Raw genomic sequence first — 13,450 nt, forward strand, 5'->3', positions numbered from 1 at the left:
GCCGTGACCGCCACCTACGCCCTGACCCTGCCCCGGCGTCCAATTCCGGCCCCCGCAATGCGCCGCCTTCCCGTCATCCCCCACGAACCGCCCTATGACGACGAGGCCGGACCCTCGCCGGCCGGCGCCTCGACCGGCTCGTCGACAAGGCCGCCCCGACCCCGGGTGCGGCCGGCCGGATGCACCACCGCCGATCGTCCAGGCCGGCCCGTGACCGCCCCGGGACCCGGCGGGCCGCCGCGCGGCCGTGGCGGTGCGGACGGCCAGACCGAGCCCGGTGGCACGACGACGGTCGATCGGACGCCTCGGCACCTCGCCATGCCCGAACGCACGGTCACGGGGACAGGAACGGGATCAGCGGCGTCACACGTGGTGCCGGGTCTCGAACCGGTAGCCGGTCCGCGGCCGGGGCGCCCCGCCGGGAGCCGGACGAACCCACCGTCCCGGGAAACGGCGGTGGTCATCGTCAGAGCGATCGTCGAGACGCTCGGCGGAGTGCGCCCGGCCTCGCATCTCGCCGGATGGACGACGCCCCGCCTGCAGAACGATCTCGAACGCATCGTCGCCCAGACCACGGATCGCAGGCGGAGTCAGGTCCGCAGCGTACGGGTCAGCGAACCGCGACCCGGAGTCGCCGAGGTCTCGGCGGTCATCAGCCGAGGTGCCCGGGTGGCCGCACTCGCGCTGCGCATGGAGTCGTCCGGCGGACGCTGGCGGGTGACAACCCTGCAGGTGGGTTAGCGCGGCCACCGGCTCCAGGGATGGATCACTCGGCGTTGCGGCGCGCCGGGTCGCCGTGGCATCGCTTGTACTTGCGGCCTGACCCACACGGGCAGGGCGCATTGCGAGCGGGACGCGTGCCCGCACCGGGCTGCGCCGTGCCGGCTTCGCCGCGGGCGGCGCTGAGCGCACCGTTTCCAGCCGGGCGGCCCAGTCCCGACCCGCCGTCCACCGTCGTGACCGGCCCGGATCCACCGTCGACTGACGGCGCGGTGTAGCGCAGGCCACCGGTCGGCCGCCGCGGCTCAAGCCCCTTGACGAAGACCGGCGGCGGTGCGGACGGAACCGGTGAAGGGGGTGGCGGAGTCTGGTCGGCCGCCGCGGGGCGAGCGGGCTGCGCGTCCGCGACGGGCCCGGCGCCGCCCGGGATCGTCGGCGCCACCGGAGCGGGCAGGGTCGCGGCTCCGGCCGGCGGTGCGGGAGCGGCGGACGCGGCCGGCTCGACGCCCACCGGCGCGGCGGCCTCCTCCTGCCCCGCGACCTGAACCTCGACGTTGAACAGCAGCCGGACAGATTCCTCCTTGATACCCTCCATCATCGTCTGGAACATGTCGAAACCCTCACGTTGGTACTCGACCAGCGGGTCCCGCTGTCCCATCGCCCGCAGCCCGATGCCCTCTTGCAGGTAGTCCATTTCGTAGAGGTGCTCGCGCCACTTTCGGTCCAAGACCGCGAGGACGACCCGTCGCTCCAGCTCCCGCATGATCGGTTCGCTGTCGGGGCCGTCGCCGAGGTCGAGTTCCCGCCGGTCGTACGCCTCCTGCGCGTCGACCTGGATGTCCTCGAGCAGGTGATCGGCAGTGAGCCCGTCACGATCGTCGACATCGGGTGCCACCACACCGACCGGGTAGAGCTGCCCGAGCGCCGTCCAGAGCGTGTCGAGATCCCACTCCTCCGGGTACCCGTCGGCGGTGGCGCCGCGCACGTACCCCTCGACGGTGTCGTCGACGAAGTGACGCACCTGCTCGTGGAGATCAGCACCGCCGAGAACCTTGCGGCGCTCCTCATAAATCACGGTGCGCTGCTTGTTCATGACCTCGTCGTACTTGAGGACGTTCTTGCGGATCTCGAAGTTCTGCCCCTCGACCTGGGTCTGGGCCGACCGGATCGCCCGAGTCACGATCTTCGATTCGATCGGGACGTCCTCGGGGATGTTCAGCCGATCCATGATGCCCTCGACCGCGGCCGCGTTGAACAACCGCATGAGATCGTCGCCGAGGGAGAGGTAGAAGCGCGACTCACCGCGGTCGCCCTGCCGGCCGGCCCGGCCACGCAGCTGGTTGTCGATGCGCCGGGACTCGTGCCGCTCGGTGCCGAGCACGTACAGGCCGCCGGCGTCGACGACCTCCTCGTGCTCGGCCTTCACCGACTGCCTGGCCTTCTCCAGGGCCTCCTGCCAGGCCGCCTCATAGTCCTCGGGGGTCTCGATCGACGAGAGGCCGCGCTGGCGCAGCTCGGCCTGGGCAATGAACTCCGGGTTGCCGCCGAGCATGATGTCCGTACCACGACCGGCCATGTTCGTTGCCACCGTGACGGCGCCCTTGCGGCCCGCCTCGGCGATGATGGCCGCCTCCCGCTCGTGGTGCTTGGCGTTGAGCACCTCGTGCGGCACACCACGCTTGCGGAGTTGCTTCGAGAGGTACTCGGACTTCTCGACGCTGGTGGTGCCGACCAGGACCGGCTGGCCCTTCTCGTGCCGCTCGGCGATGTCCTCCACCACGGCGTCGAACTTCGCGATCTCGGTCTTGTAGACGACGTCCGGCTGGTCGAGCCGGACCATCGGCTTGTTCGTCGGGATGGGGACGACCCCGAGCGAGTAGATCTGGTGGAACTCGGCCGCCTCGGTCATGGCGGTACCGGTCATACCGGAGAGCTTGTCGTAGAGCCGGAAGTAGTTCTGCAGCGTGATCGTCGCGAGGGTCTGGTTCTCCTGCTTGATCTCGACCTTTTCTTTGGCCTCGATCGCCTGGTGCATTCCCTCGCTGTAGCGACGGCCGTGGAGCACGCGGCCGGTGAACTCGTCGACGATGAGAACCTCACCGTCGGTAACGATGTAGTCCTTGTCCCGCTTGTAGAGCTCCTTGGCCTTCAGTGAATTGTTCAGGTAGCCCACGAGCGGAGTGTTCACCGATTCGTAGAGGTTCTCGATGCCGAGCTGGTCCTCGACCTTCTCGACCCCGGACTCGGTGATGGCCACCGTCCGCTTGCCCTCTTCGACCTCGTAGTCGACATCGCGTTCGAGCAGCGGGGCGATCCGGGCAAACTCCGTGTACCACCTGGTCGGATGATCCGCTGGACCGCTGATGATCAACGGCGTGCGGGCCTCATCGATGAGGATGGAGTCCACCTCGTCGACGACCGCGAAGTTGTGGCCACGCTGGACGAGTTCCTCCGAGCTCCAGGCCATGTTGTCACGGAGGTAGTCGAACCCGAACTCGTTGTTGGTGCCGTAGGTGATATCGCAGGCGTACTGGGCCCGGCGGACCGGCGGCGGCATCTGCGGATGGATCACCCCGACGGTGAGGCCGAGGAAACGATGGACCCGGCCCATGTTCTCGGCGTCGCGCTGGGCGAGGTAGTCGTTGACGGTGATGACGTGCACACCCTTACCGGCCAACGCGTTGAGGTAGGTCGGCAGGGTCGAGACCAGCGTCTTGCCCTCACCGGTCTTCATCTCGGCGATGTTGCCAAGATGAAGGGCCGCGCCCCCCATGACCTGCACATCGAAATGCCGCTGGCCCAGCGTGCGCCGCGCTGCCTCGCGCACGGCGGCAAAGGCCTCGGGCAGCAGGTCGTCGAGGGTCTCCCCCCCGTCCGCGAGCCGCTGGCGGAACTCGTCGGTCATGCCTCGCAGTTCACCGTCGGACAGGCCGGTGAAGTCATCCTCGATCAGGTTCACCTGCTCGGCGATCGCCTTGAGCTTGCGCAAGATCCGGCCCTCGCCGGCACGCAAGATCTTGTCTAGTACCACGGGCGAAACTCCTCCGGCAGGCGCGTCGGCGAGGTCACCGACCCCACGATGCTAGCCCTTCGATAGCCGCCTACAACATCCATCCGCGCGCGGTTCCTCCGGCTGGGACCGGTGAGGAGCAGGCGACGGGAAGGGGTGCCGGCGAGGGGCCAGGGGTCGCGCGGACGGGAACGACCAGAACGGGATGACAGCACGGCGTGCATCGTCCGCCCATGCCACGCCGCACTGTCCAACGACCGGGAGCGCGGATGGGTGCCCGGGACCGGCGGCAACGGTGGCGGCCGGTGCAAGGTTGGAGCATGGCACCTCTCGAACCGGCGGAGATCACGGCGGGCCGCCTGCATCTGCGCCCCCTGGCACCCCCGGGACGCCGACGCCGTACACCAGGCCTGCCAGGACCCGGAGATAAGCCGGTGGACAAGAGTCCCGACGCCGTATCTGTACCAACACGCGGTGGACTTCGTCTCACGCCAGTCGCCGCAGAGCTGGGCCAGCGGGACCGGGGCACTGTTCGCGGTGGTGGATGCCACGACCGAGCAGCTCCTTGCCTCGGTCGGACTGGCGGATCTCTCCGGCGACGGCGATGCGAAGATTGGTTACTGGTGCGCGGCGCCGACGCGCGGGCGGGGAGTGACCTCCCAGGCCGTTGCCGCGCTGACCCGCTGGGGTTTCAGAGCTCTGGGGCTGGCCCGGATCGAGTGGCGGGCCGCGGTGGGCAACCTCGCGTCTCGCCGCGTGGCCGAGAAGGCCGGTTTCACCGTGGAGGGCACCCTGCGCCGGGCCCTGCTGCTGGGCGACGGTAACCGGCGGGACTGCTGGGTGGGATCGCTCCTACCGGACGATCCCGCGCCGCGGTGACGCCCCCGACCGGGCCTCAGGTGATCTCGAGCAGCTTCTCCCGGACCGCGTACACGACCGCCTCCATCCTGGAGTGCAGCTGGAGCTTCTCCAGGATGTTCCGGATGTGGTTCTTGACGGTGTTCTCACTGATGTAGAGCTGCTTGGCGATGTCACGGTTGTTCATGCCCTTGGCGACGAGCCGCAGCACCTCCATCTCCCGATCGGTCAGCCGGGGGGTGGGGAGCTGCGGGCGGTCATCCTTGTTCTTGATCATGGCTGCGAACTCGCTGAGCAGCTTCGACGCCATGGACGGGCTGATGAGGCTCTGTCCCCCGTACACAGCGCGGATGTCCGCGGCGACCTCGTCGATAGAGATCTCCTTCAGCAGGTAGCCCATGGCCCCCGCCTTAATCGCGTCGTAGAGGTCGGCCTCCTCATCGCTGATGGTCAGCATGACGATCTTGGCGCTCGGGACAGCCTCCTTGATGGCGCTCGTGGCGTCGATCCCGCCACGGCGCGGCATCCGCACATCCATGAGCACAATGTCCGGCGCCATCTCCTTAGCCATGGTCACCGCCTCGGCACCATCCGCGGCCTCCCCGACGACCTCGATGTCGACCTCCTGCCCCAGCACCATCTCCAGCCCACGCCGGAACAGCGCATGGTCGTCAACGATCAGCACCCGGATGGGGTTCGCCTCCGATGGCGTCGGCAGCATCTCCTCAGAGCGCTGCTCCTCCACCGTCATCTGACCTCCCTGGACCACTGCCCGCAGCGCACCGCCCTGCGTGCCTCCACGCGGGGCGGTGCGCCGTGTACTCCGACACCCGAGGCAAATAGTCCCACGTCGGCCGGCGGACGCGGCCTTCAGATCGTCTAAACGGCGGCGGCCGAGCTCACGAAGGCGCCCCGGGTTGGCGACGGCCGCTCGTCCCGCTGATCGGCGCCCGCCGGCCCCGACCTGCCGGCCGCCGCCGAACCGGACAACCGGATGACACCGTAATCGTAACCGACCCGCCGGTAGACGACGCTGGGGAGGCCGAGGTCGACGTCGAGGAAGAGATAGAAATCATGCCCCACCAGTTCCATGTTGGACAGGGCCTCCTCCAGCGACATCGGCTCCGCCTCATGGGTCTTCTCCCGGACGATCAGCGGAGCCTGCTCACTCTGCTCGCCCGCACCGATCCTGGCGGTGGATTCGTCGGCCGGAGCGGCGACGACCGGCCTGGACCCGCCGCTGCCACTCCTTCCGGCGGCACCGGCATCCTCGGCACCGGCATCCTCGGCACCGGCATCCTCGGCACCGGCCGGTAGGGCAGCCGCCGGCTTCATGCCCTCCAACGGCATGAGACTGCCGAGCGGGACCGAGGTGATCCCGGCCGGCTTGGCGCCAGCGTGGTTGGCGTGGTGGCGGACCCGCCGGTCGGCGGCCCGGCGCAGCCGCTCGGCCAGTTTGCCGGCGGCTAGGTCGAGGGCAGCGTAGCAGTCGGCCGCGGCGGCCTCGGCCCGGATCACCGGACCCCGTGAGTACACGGTCAGCTCGACTCGGTCGCAGACGTCGGACAGCCGGGGATTGCGTTCCTTCGACAGCTCGACATCCACCCGGATGATGTTGGAGTTCAGCCGTTCCAACTTGGCGAGCTTGGCCTGGACATGATTGCGGAACCGTTCCGGAACCGCGGTGTGCCTGCCCTTGACCACGATGTCCACGCGATCCACCTCCTGTTCGCCTGTCCGGCGCCCACGGCCCTCGCCAAGGCTGCCGACCGTGCGCCGGTGTCTCGGAGCTTCCGGAAGGAACCATCTCCGCGGGGCCGAGACGATCCCCCCGGGCGCCCTATCTACGGTTGTCGCACCTTCCCAACGTTCTACGGCTAGCTGCCCGCATTCGGCTCCCTTCCCTTCAGCGGCGGCGCTACTCCGCCCGCCGGCCCGGTATCCGCACGACGAGTGCGCTGCGACCGACAAGCGGTCACTCCCGCTCCGTCGGGCCACTCGGCCGTTGCGCCTACTGCCTGGTCAGGCGGTGCGTACTGGTAGTTTCACCCCGGCGGCCCCGTCAAGGCGAGCAAGCGGTCCCGTCCGCGCGTCGGGCCCGAAGCGGCCACCACGGCGACGGCGCTCGCCCGCAGGGCGCCGGCTCGTAGGGCCCGTACCGCCTCACCCGCCGTGGCTCCCGTCGTCAATACGTCGTCGACCACGACGATGCACGGGTCCGCGGGAGGCCCGTCCGAGAGATCGTCGGCGGCCCGCACCAGCCGGGCCGTGCGGGCGGGACCGACCAAGCCGAAGGCGCCCGTGAGGTTGACGAACCGTGCCGCCGCCCCCAGCCCGGCCTGGTCCGCCGTGTGCCGCACCGGCCGCAGCACGGGAGCGATTCCGACCCGGTGCCCGCGTCGGCGCAGGACCGCGGCCGCCACGGAACACAGCAGCTCGAGGTGGTCGAAACCACGCCGACGCCGCGCGGCGCGGTTCGAAGGCACCGGGACCAGCACCACACCGCGCCCGCGAGGACGGAGACCGGGATGCACGTCAGTGGCACCCACCGCGCCCGACGACACCGCCCGCGCCACCGCGCGGGCGAGCGCACCGCCCAGCGGACCGGCCAGGTCGCGCCGGCCACGCTCCTTGTAGGCGAGAAGGAGCGCCCGGACCCGGTCGGCGTAGCGGGCGGCGGCCAGGCACGGCGGCAGCCCTCGCCGCCACGGGGTGGCCAGGGAGCCCGCGGCGGCGAGGAACACGGGACCACGAAGCTCGGCGACACACGCCGGGCACGCCGATGCCCCCCAGTCGCCGCATCCGGCGCAGGCAAGCGGCATGATCAGATCAGCGAGGATCGCGAGATTCCTGGTGAGCAGGGACAACGTGGCTCGAGGCATGACAGGAAGGATCAGCCGCGGGCCGCGGGCCGACCAGCCCCAAGTGGTGATCTGTGGATACCGCCCCCGGCAGTCGTGAAGCGGCTGTGGACAACCCTGGGCGACTCGGTCGGCGACCGGCCCCGCAGCCGAGGTGGTGCGGCCCAGCCGGCACATCCTGGCCAGCACATCCCGGCCAGACCGCGTAATTCCGCCGGCATCCCCAGCATCCATCCCGGCCGAGAGCACAGAATCCTCATAGTGGCCGCAGCATGCCCACCACAAGCACGGCATCCTTACCTCGACACACCGAACCTCGACACCGACTGCGACGAGTGGAGACACACCGATGGCCGACGGACCCGGTTGGGCTTCGCCCGGCACACCGCCACCCGGCGCCCCGCAGGGCCCGTGGGGACAGTGGCGGTGGGGCCCGGCCGTCCCGAAACCGGGCATCATCCCGCTGCGCCCCCTCGCTCTGGGCGAGATCCTGGACGGCACGTTCGCCACGATCCGCACGAATCCCGGCGCGACCGTCGGGGTGACGGTGGCGGCCGCGGCGGTGGTGGAGACGGTGTCCACCACCGTCGCGATCAGCGGCGAGGACGCGTCGCCGGGCGCCAGGGCCGCCATCACCGTCGCGATGCTCGGTCTCGATCTCATCCTCGGGCTCTTCCTTTCCGGGGTGCTCAGCGTCGTGGTGAGCGAGGCGACCCTGGGAAGCCGAATCACCACGATCGACGCGGTCCGACGGGTCGCGCCACGGCTGCCCGGCCTGCTCGGCCTCACGGTCATCGTGGCGCTGTCGGTGGTGCTGGGGCTGATCGCGCTGCTGGTCGGGGCGATCGTCGTCGGGGTCTACCTGGCGCTGGCCACGCCCGCGTACGTCCTCGAGGGCGGCACCGTGCGCGACGCGCTGCGACGGTCAATCGCGATCGTGCGTGGATCATGGTGGCGAACGTTCGGTATCCTGCTGCTCGCCATGCTGGTGGCGGGGTTCCTCGGTGCGATCTTCGCCATCGCCGCCAGCATCGTGATGGCCTCCTCCGAGTCGGTGTTCGGCGACCCGATCAGGGGTAACCTCACCGTCACCGGCTACATCGTCCAGGCGATCGGCAGTCTGCTCGCTACCACGATCTCCACACCGATCGTCTCCGGAGCCGTCGTCCTGCTCTACGTCGACCTCAGGATCAGACGCGAGGGTCTGGACGTGACCCTCGCCGAGGCGGCCCGCGCCCGCACCGCCGGCCTGCGGCCCTCCGGATGACGCTCGGTGGTCCCGTCACTCGGGACGGAGCTCGGGAGGAGGCTCGGCGGGAACTTTCCAAGCACATCTACAGGAGTCCCGAACCCAGCTGGTGGAGCCGGGCGGTCCGGTGGATCGACGACAAGATCGGGGATCTGGTCCACTGGCTGCTCCCTGGCGGAGACGGCCTCGGCGGAGGGTCGGGTGGTCTCGGGGTCCTCGCGCTCGTCCTCGTACTGGTCGTCGTGGCGGTGGCGCTACGGTGGTGGCTCGGCCCGGTGCGCCGCAGCGCGCGTACCAGGCGGGAGGATGACGACCTGTCCAGTTCGTCGACCGCGGCGCAGTTGCGCGCCGAGGCGGACGGCCACGCCACCCGCGGAGCCTACGCCGAGGCGGTCCGGTCCCGGCTACGGGCCATCGTGCGGATGCTGGAGGAGAAGGGCGTGCTCGATCCGCGCCCCGGCCGTACGGCCGGTGAACTCGTCGAGGACGTGGCGAGGATCGCGCCGTCCCCCGATGGGGGGCCTCCCCGGGGCGGACCCGACGGTGGGCATCCCCGGGGCGGAACGGACCGGCCGGGCGCGGCGGCGGGCGCGGCGGGCGATGGACCCGGCACGGCGCTCGAGCCGGCCGCGGCGCTCGCCGCGGCCGTCGAGGTCTTCAGCGAGATCTGGTACGGCGGGCGCCCGGCGTCCGCGGCCGGCTACCAGGTCCTGGTCGAGGCCGACCGCGCCCTGGCCCAGCTGCGTCGCGGTACCGGGGGCACCGGCGGCACCGGCAGCGCAGACACCCTCGCGGTCCCGGCATGACCATCCCCGGCGCCCCGGCGATCACCGGCGACCATCTCGGTGGCGGCGGGACGGCGGGCGGCGGGACGGCCGGCGGCCGGTCCGGGCGGGGGTCGCCGAGCGCGTTGCGCAGCGGCCCCAGGCCCCCGGCGGTGCGCCGCGGGATCCTCGTGGTGGCCGTCCTCGGCGTCCTGGTCCTCTGTTACGTGGTCGTCTCGGCGCTGGCCGGGCGGCCCGGCGGCCCGGCCTACCTGAACGTGGCCTCCGCCGAGCCCGGAGGAACCCGGGCCCTGGCCGAGATCCTGCGGGCACGCGGGATCATCGTGTCCGCCACGGACAACCCTTCCGGCGGCCGGCAGCAGGGGCCGAACCCCGGTGGTCCGGGCGGCGGGGTCGGTCCAGCCGGGGCGGGTGACAGAGCGACGCTGGTCGTCGTCCATCCGGGACGGCTCACCCATGACGAGCTGATCGCCCTGCTCGGACGGGTCTGGCAGGGCGCCGACGTCGTCCTCGTGGCGCCGGGCGCCACGGTGCTCGGCGCCCTGGATGTCGGGGTGGTCACGGCAGACTCCGAGCCCGGCGGCAAACTCGGCGCCGGGCTCGGCGGCGAGCAGAGCGATCCGCGGTGCCTCCTGCCCGAGGCGACCACGGCCGGAACAACCTCGATCGGCGCCGACGAGACCTTCACCCGCCAGGGCGACGGAGCCGGTCTCGGCGATATGGCGATCTCGTTGTGCTACGGCGACCCGCCCGACGAGGCGCGCCTCGCCGTGCTGACCCTCACCCGATCGGGCTCACCACGCGTCAGTGGCGGGCGGCTGGTGCTGCTCGGCTCGGCGGGGTTCCTCACCAACGAGCACCTCGACCGCACGGGGAACGCGGCGCTGGCCCTCGGCCTGCTCGCCCGGCAACCCGTGCTGTCCTGGATCACACCCGACGGGGGCGGGGCCGGCGGGGTCGGCACGAAAAGCATGGTGGATCTGCTGCCGTCCGCCTTCTGGTGGACCTTTCTGCACATCGTCGTCGTCCTGGCGCTGCTGGCGCTGTGGCGTGGCCGGCGGCTCGGGCCGCCGGTGCCGGAGCCCCTCCCGGTGGTCGTCCGGGCGGCCGAGACGGTCGAGGGACGCGGGCGACTGTACGCGGCGGCACACGCCCGGGACAGGACCGCCAACACGCTGCGGGCCGGGACCCGCGTCCGGCTGGCCGAACGGATGGGCCTGCCCCTGGCCTGGACCCCCGCCGGTTCCCTGAGCCCCGATCCCGTCACTCTGGTGACCGCTGCCAGCGAGCAGACAGGACGGTCACCCTCGGAGATCGGATCGCTCCTGTACGGTTCGGGCATGCCGCCGCAGACCGCCGGACCGCCCGGTCACCTCGGGCGGGCCAGGGACTGGTACCAGTCAGGCCGCTACCCGGCCGAGAACGGACAGCGGCCGGCATCCGGCGAGTCCGGACGGTATCGCGACGGCGGATCCGAGCGGACCGCCGCAGCGGGCGTTCCCCGGGCCGGCCTCGGCGCCCCTCGACGCGATACGCAGGACGCGGCGCTGCTGGCGCTGGCCCACGCGCTCGACGAGCTCGATCGACAGGTAGGCCTACGGTGACATCCCCACGCATCGACGCGCCGACGGCAGCCCCCCCGCCCTCGACCGCATCGTCGTCCGCCGCGGCGCCGGGCCCGGGAGAGCAGCCGGCACCACCGGACGCGCAGACGGCCCGCCGGGCCCTGATCGCGCTGCGCGGTGAGGTGGCCAAGGCGGTGATTGGTCAGGACGCGGCGGTCAGCGGGCTCGTCATCGCCCTGCTGTGCCGGGGACACGCGCTGCTCGAGGGGGTGCCCGGCGTCGCGAAGACGCTGCTGGTCCGCACGCTCGCGACCGCGTTGGCACTGGACACCAAGCGCCTGCAGTTCACCCCGGACCTCATGCCCGGCGACGTCACCGGCTCGCTGGTGTACGACAACCGCAGTTCCGAGTTCACCTTCCGGGAGGGCCCGGTCTTCACCAACCTCCTGCTGGCCGACGAGATCAACCGGACTCCACCGAAGACGCAGGCCGCTCTGCTGGAGGTGATGGAGGAGCGTCAGGTCAGCGTGGCGGGCGTCCCGCGGCCACTGCCGGCCCCCTTCGCCGTCCTCGCCACCCAGAACCCGATCGAACACGAGGGCACCTATCCGCTTCCCGAGGCGCAGCTCGACCGCTTCCTGGTGAAGGTGACGCTGCCACTGCCACCCCGCGACGACGAGGTCCGTGTCCTCGCCCACCATGCGGGCGGGTTCGACCCCTCCGACCTGCCCGCCGCGGGGGTCCGCCCGGTCGCGGGACCAGCGGACCTCGCGGCCGCCCGCGCCGCGGTGCTCACCGTCGGAGTCCACCCGGAGGTGCTAGCCTACATCGTCGACCTGGCCCGGGCGACCCGCGCGGCACCATCGGTACAGCTCGGGGTGTCCCCCCGCGGCGCCACCGCGCTGCTGGCGACGACCCGGGCCTGGGCATGGCTGTCGGGACGCGGCTATGCGACCCCCGACGATGTCAAGGCGCTGGCCCGGGCGACCCTGCGGCACCGGATCAGCCTCCGCCCGGAGGCCGAACTGGACGGCGTGACGGCCGACGTCGTGCTCGAACAGGTACTCGCCACCGTTCCGGTGCCCCGGTAGGCGGAAACGGTGGCGATCACCGGCCGTACCGTCGCGCTGGCCCTGTTCGGGGCGCTGGCCGTCGTCCTGTCCCCCGCCCCGGGCCTGACCCTCGTGCTGGTCGATCTGGTGGTGGTGGGCTTGGTCGCCCTCGACCTCGCCCTGGCGGGTGGGGTCCGCACGCTGGAGTTCAGCCGGTCCGGACCGACCGCCGGGCGGCTGGGTCAGCCCGTTCCGCTGGTGCTCGGCGTCACGAACGGCGGCACCCGCACGGTGCGTGCCCACATCCGCGACGCCTGGCCGCCGTCCTCGGGGTCCCGGCCACGGGAGCACCGGGTCACCGTTCCGGCCGGGGAGCGGCGCTTCCTGGAGACGACGCTGCATCCGGCCCGGCGCGGCGACCGGGAGCCGTTCCGCATCACGGTCCGTTCGCTGGGGCCACTCGGCCTCGCCGGCCGGCAGGGACGGCATCACTGCGCATGGCGGGTCCGGGTGCTGCCGCCGTTCACGTCACGCCGCCATCTGCCGGCCGCTCTCGCGCGGCTGCGGGAGGTCGAGGGCGAAGTCGCCATCCGCGGCGCGGGCGCCGGCTCCGAGTTCGACAGCCTGCGGGACTATGTGATCGGCGACGACGTCCGGCTGATCGACTGGCGGGGTACCGCCCGGCGCGGGACCGTCGTCGTCCGCACGTTCCGACCGGAGCGCGACCGCAGGGTCGTCTGCGTACTCGACACGGGTCGGACCTCGGCCGGGCGGATCGGCGATACTCCCCGGCTGGACCATGCGCTCGACGCCGCGCTGCTACTCACCGCGGTGGCGCTGCGCGCGGGTGACCGGGTGGGTCTCGTGGCGCACGACAGCGTTCCCCGGATCACCCTGCCAGGCAGGCACGATCATGGGCTGCTCGCCCGGATGAGCGACGCGATGGCCACCCTGGAACCGGCCCTGGTCGAGGCCGATCATGGCGGAATCGTGTCGACGGTACTGCGCGGGACTTCGCGGCGGTCCCTGGTCGTCCTGTTCACCGACCTGGTGCCGGCGGTGATCGAGGAAGGGCTGCTCCCGGCCCTGCCAACGCTGGCCGCGCGGCATACTGTCGTGGTCGCGGCGCTGCGCGACCCGCGCGTGGACGAGATGACGACCGGCCGCGGTGACGTCCGTGAGGTGTACGCGGCCGCGGCGGCCGAACAGACTCTGCTGCGGCGACGGGAGCTCACCGAGACGCTGCGCCGCCGCGGGGCCGAGGTGGTGGACGCACCGCCGAGCGGCTACGCGGCGGCCGTCACCGACACCTACCTCACCCTGAAATCCCTCGGCCGGCTCTAGATCTGT

At 71.5% G+C, this 13,450-nt stretch carries 11 protein-coding genes; 7 read left to right on the plus strand and 4 right to left on the minus strand.

Annotated elements, in window-relative coordinates; all coding sequences use genetic code 11:
* A partial coding sequence (locus ACY5KJ_RS10155; RefSeq protein WP_462203252.1) for an Rv3235 family protein occupies nt 1–741 on the plus strand: 741 nt, incomplete at its 5' end.
* Between the two features lie 25 nt (nt 742–766).
* Here the strand turns inward: ACY5KJ_RS10155 and secA are convergent.
* Entirely contained in the window at nt 767–3,751 is a 2,985-nt protein-coding gene (secA, locus tag ACY5KJ_RS10160; protein ID WP_462203253.1) for a preprotein translocase subunit SecA, read from the minus strand.
* Between the two features lie 252 nt (nt 3,752–4,003).
* Between secA and ACY5KJ_RS10165 the strand changes: the two genes are divergently transcribed.
* Complete coding sequence (locus tag ACY5KJ_RS10165) at nt 4,004–4,609, plus strand: GNAT family N-acetyltransferase (protein ID WP_462187731.1); 606 nt, start codon at nt 4,004–4,006, stop codon at nt 4,607–4,609.
* 16 nt (nt 4,610–4,625) lie between these two features.
* On the opposite strand, the gene ACY5KJ_RS10170 is transcribed toward ACY5KJ_RS10165, so the two are convergent.
* The 3 genes from ACY5KJ_RS10170 to ACY5KJ_RS10180 form a co-directional block, all read right to left on the minus strand.
* Nucleotides 4,626–5,339, minus strand: a complete 714-nt coding sequence (locus ACY5KJ_RS10170) for a response regulator (RefSeq protein ID WP_011435218.1) — start codon at nt 5,337–5,339, stop codon at nt 4,626–4,628.
* Between the two features lie 128 nt (nt 5,340–5,467).
* Nucleotides 5,468–6,301: a ribosome hibernation-promoting factor, HPF/YfiA family gene (hpf, locus tag ACY5KJ_RS10175; RefSeq protein WP_462187733.1), complete on the minus strand. Its 834-nt coding sequence runs from the start codon at nt 6,299–6,301 to the stop codon at nt 5,468–5,470.
* Between the two features lie 332 nt (nt 6,302–6,633).
* A complete protein-coding gene (locus ACY5KJ_RS10180) occupies nt 6,634–7,470 on the minus strand; it encodes a ComF family protein (protein ID WP_462203254.1) in 837 nt (278 codons plus the stop codon).
* A gap of 328 nt (nt 7,471–7,798) precedes the next feature.
* Here ACY5KJ_RS10180 and ACY5KJ_RS10185 point away from each other — a divergent pair, with 328 nt between their 5' ends.
* The 5 genes from ACY5KJ_RS10185 to ACY5KJ_RS10205 are packed head-to-tail and all read left to right on the plus strand — an operon-like array spanning nt 7,799 to nt 13,444.
* Nucleotides 7,799–8,716, plus strand: coding sequence for a hypothetical protein (locus tag ACY5KJ_RS10185; protein ID WP_462187735.1), 918 nt, complete (start codon nt 7,799–7,801; stop codon nt 8,714–8,716).
* Nucleotides 8,713–9,504 carry a DUF4129 domain-containing protein gene (locus ACY5KJ_RS10190; protein WP_462187736.1) on the plus strand — a complete coding sequence of 264 codons (792 nt, stop codon included), beginning with the start codon at nt 8,713–8,715 and terminating at the stop codon, nt 9,502–9,504. Before ACY5KJ_RS10185 ends, ACY5KJ_RS10190 begins: the two co-directional genes overlap by 4 nt.
* On the plus strand, nt 9,501–11,087 hold the full coding sequence (locus ACY5KJ_RS10195) for a DUF4350 domain-containing protein (RefSeq protein WP_462187737.1): 1,587 nt from the start codon (nt 9,501–9,503) through the stop codon (nt 11,085–11,087). Before ACY5KJ_RS10190 ends, ACY5KJ_RS10195 begins: the two co-directional genes overlap by 4 nt.
* Nucleotides 11,084–12,139, plus strand: a complete 1,056-nt coding sequence (locus ACY5KJ_RS10200; RefSeq protein WP_462187738.1) for an AAA family ATPase — start codon at nt 11,084–11,086, stop codon at nt 12,137–12,139. The genes ACY5KJ_RS10195 and ACY5KJ_RS10200 overlap by 4 nt, the downstream gene beginning before the upstream one ends.
* A gap of 9 nt (nt 12,140–12,148) precedes the next feature.
* On the plus strand, nt 12,149–13,444 hold the full coding sequence (locus ACY5KJ_RS10205; RefSeq protein WP_462187739.1) for a DUF58 domain-containing protein: 1,296 nt from the start codon (nt 12,149–12,151) through the stop codon (nt 13,442–13,444).
* Nucleotides 13,445–13,450 lie beyond the last annotated feature (6 nt).

Source organism: Frankia sp. CcWB3 (assembly GCF_977927595.1).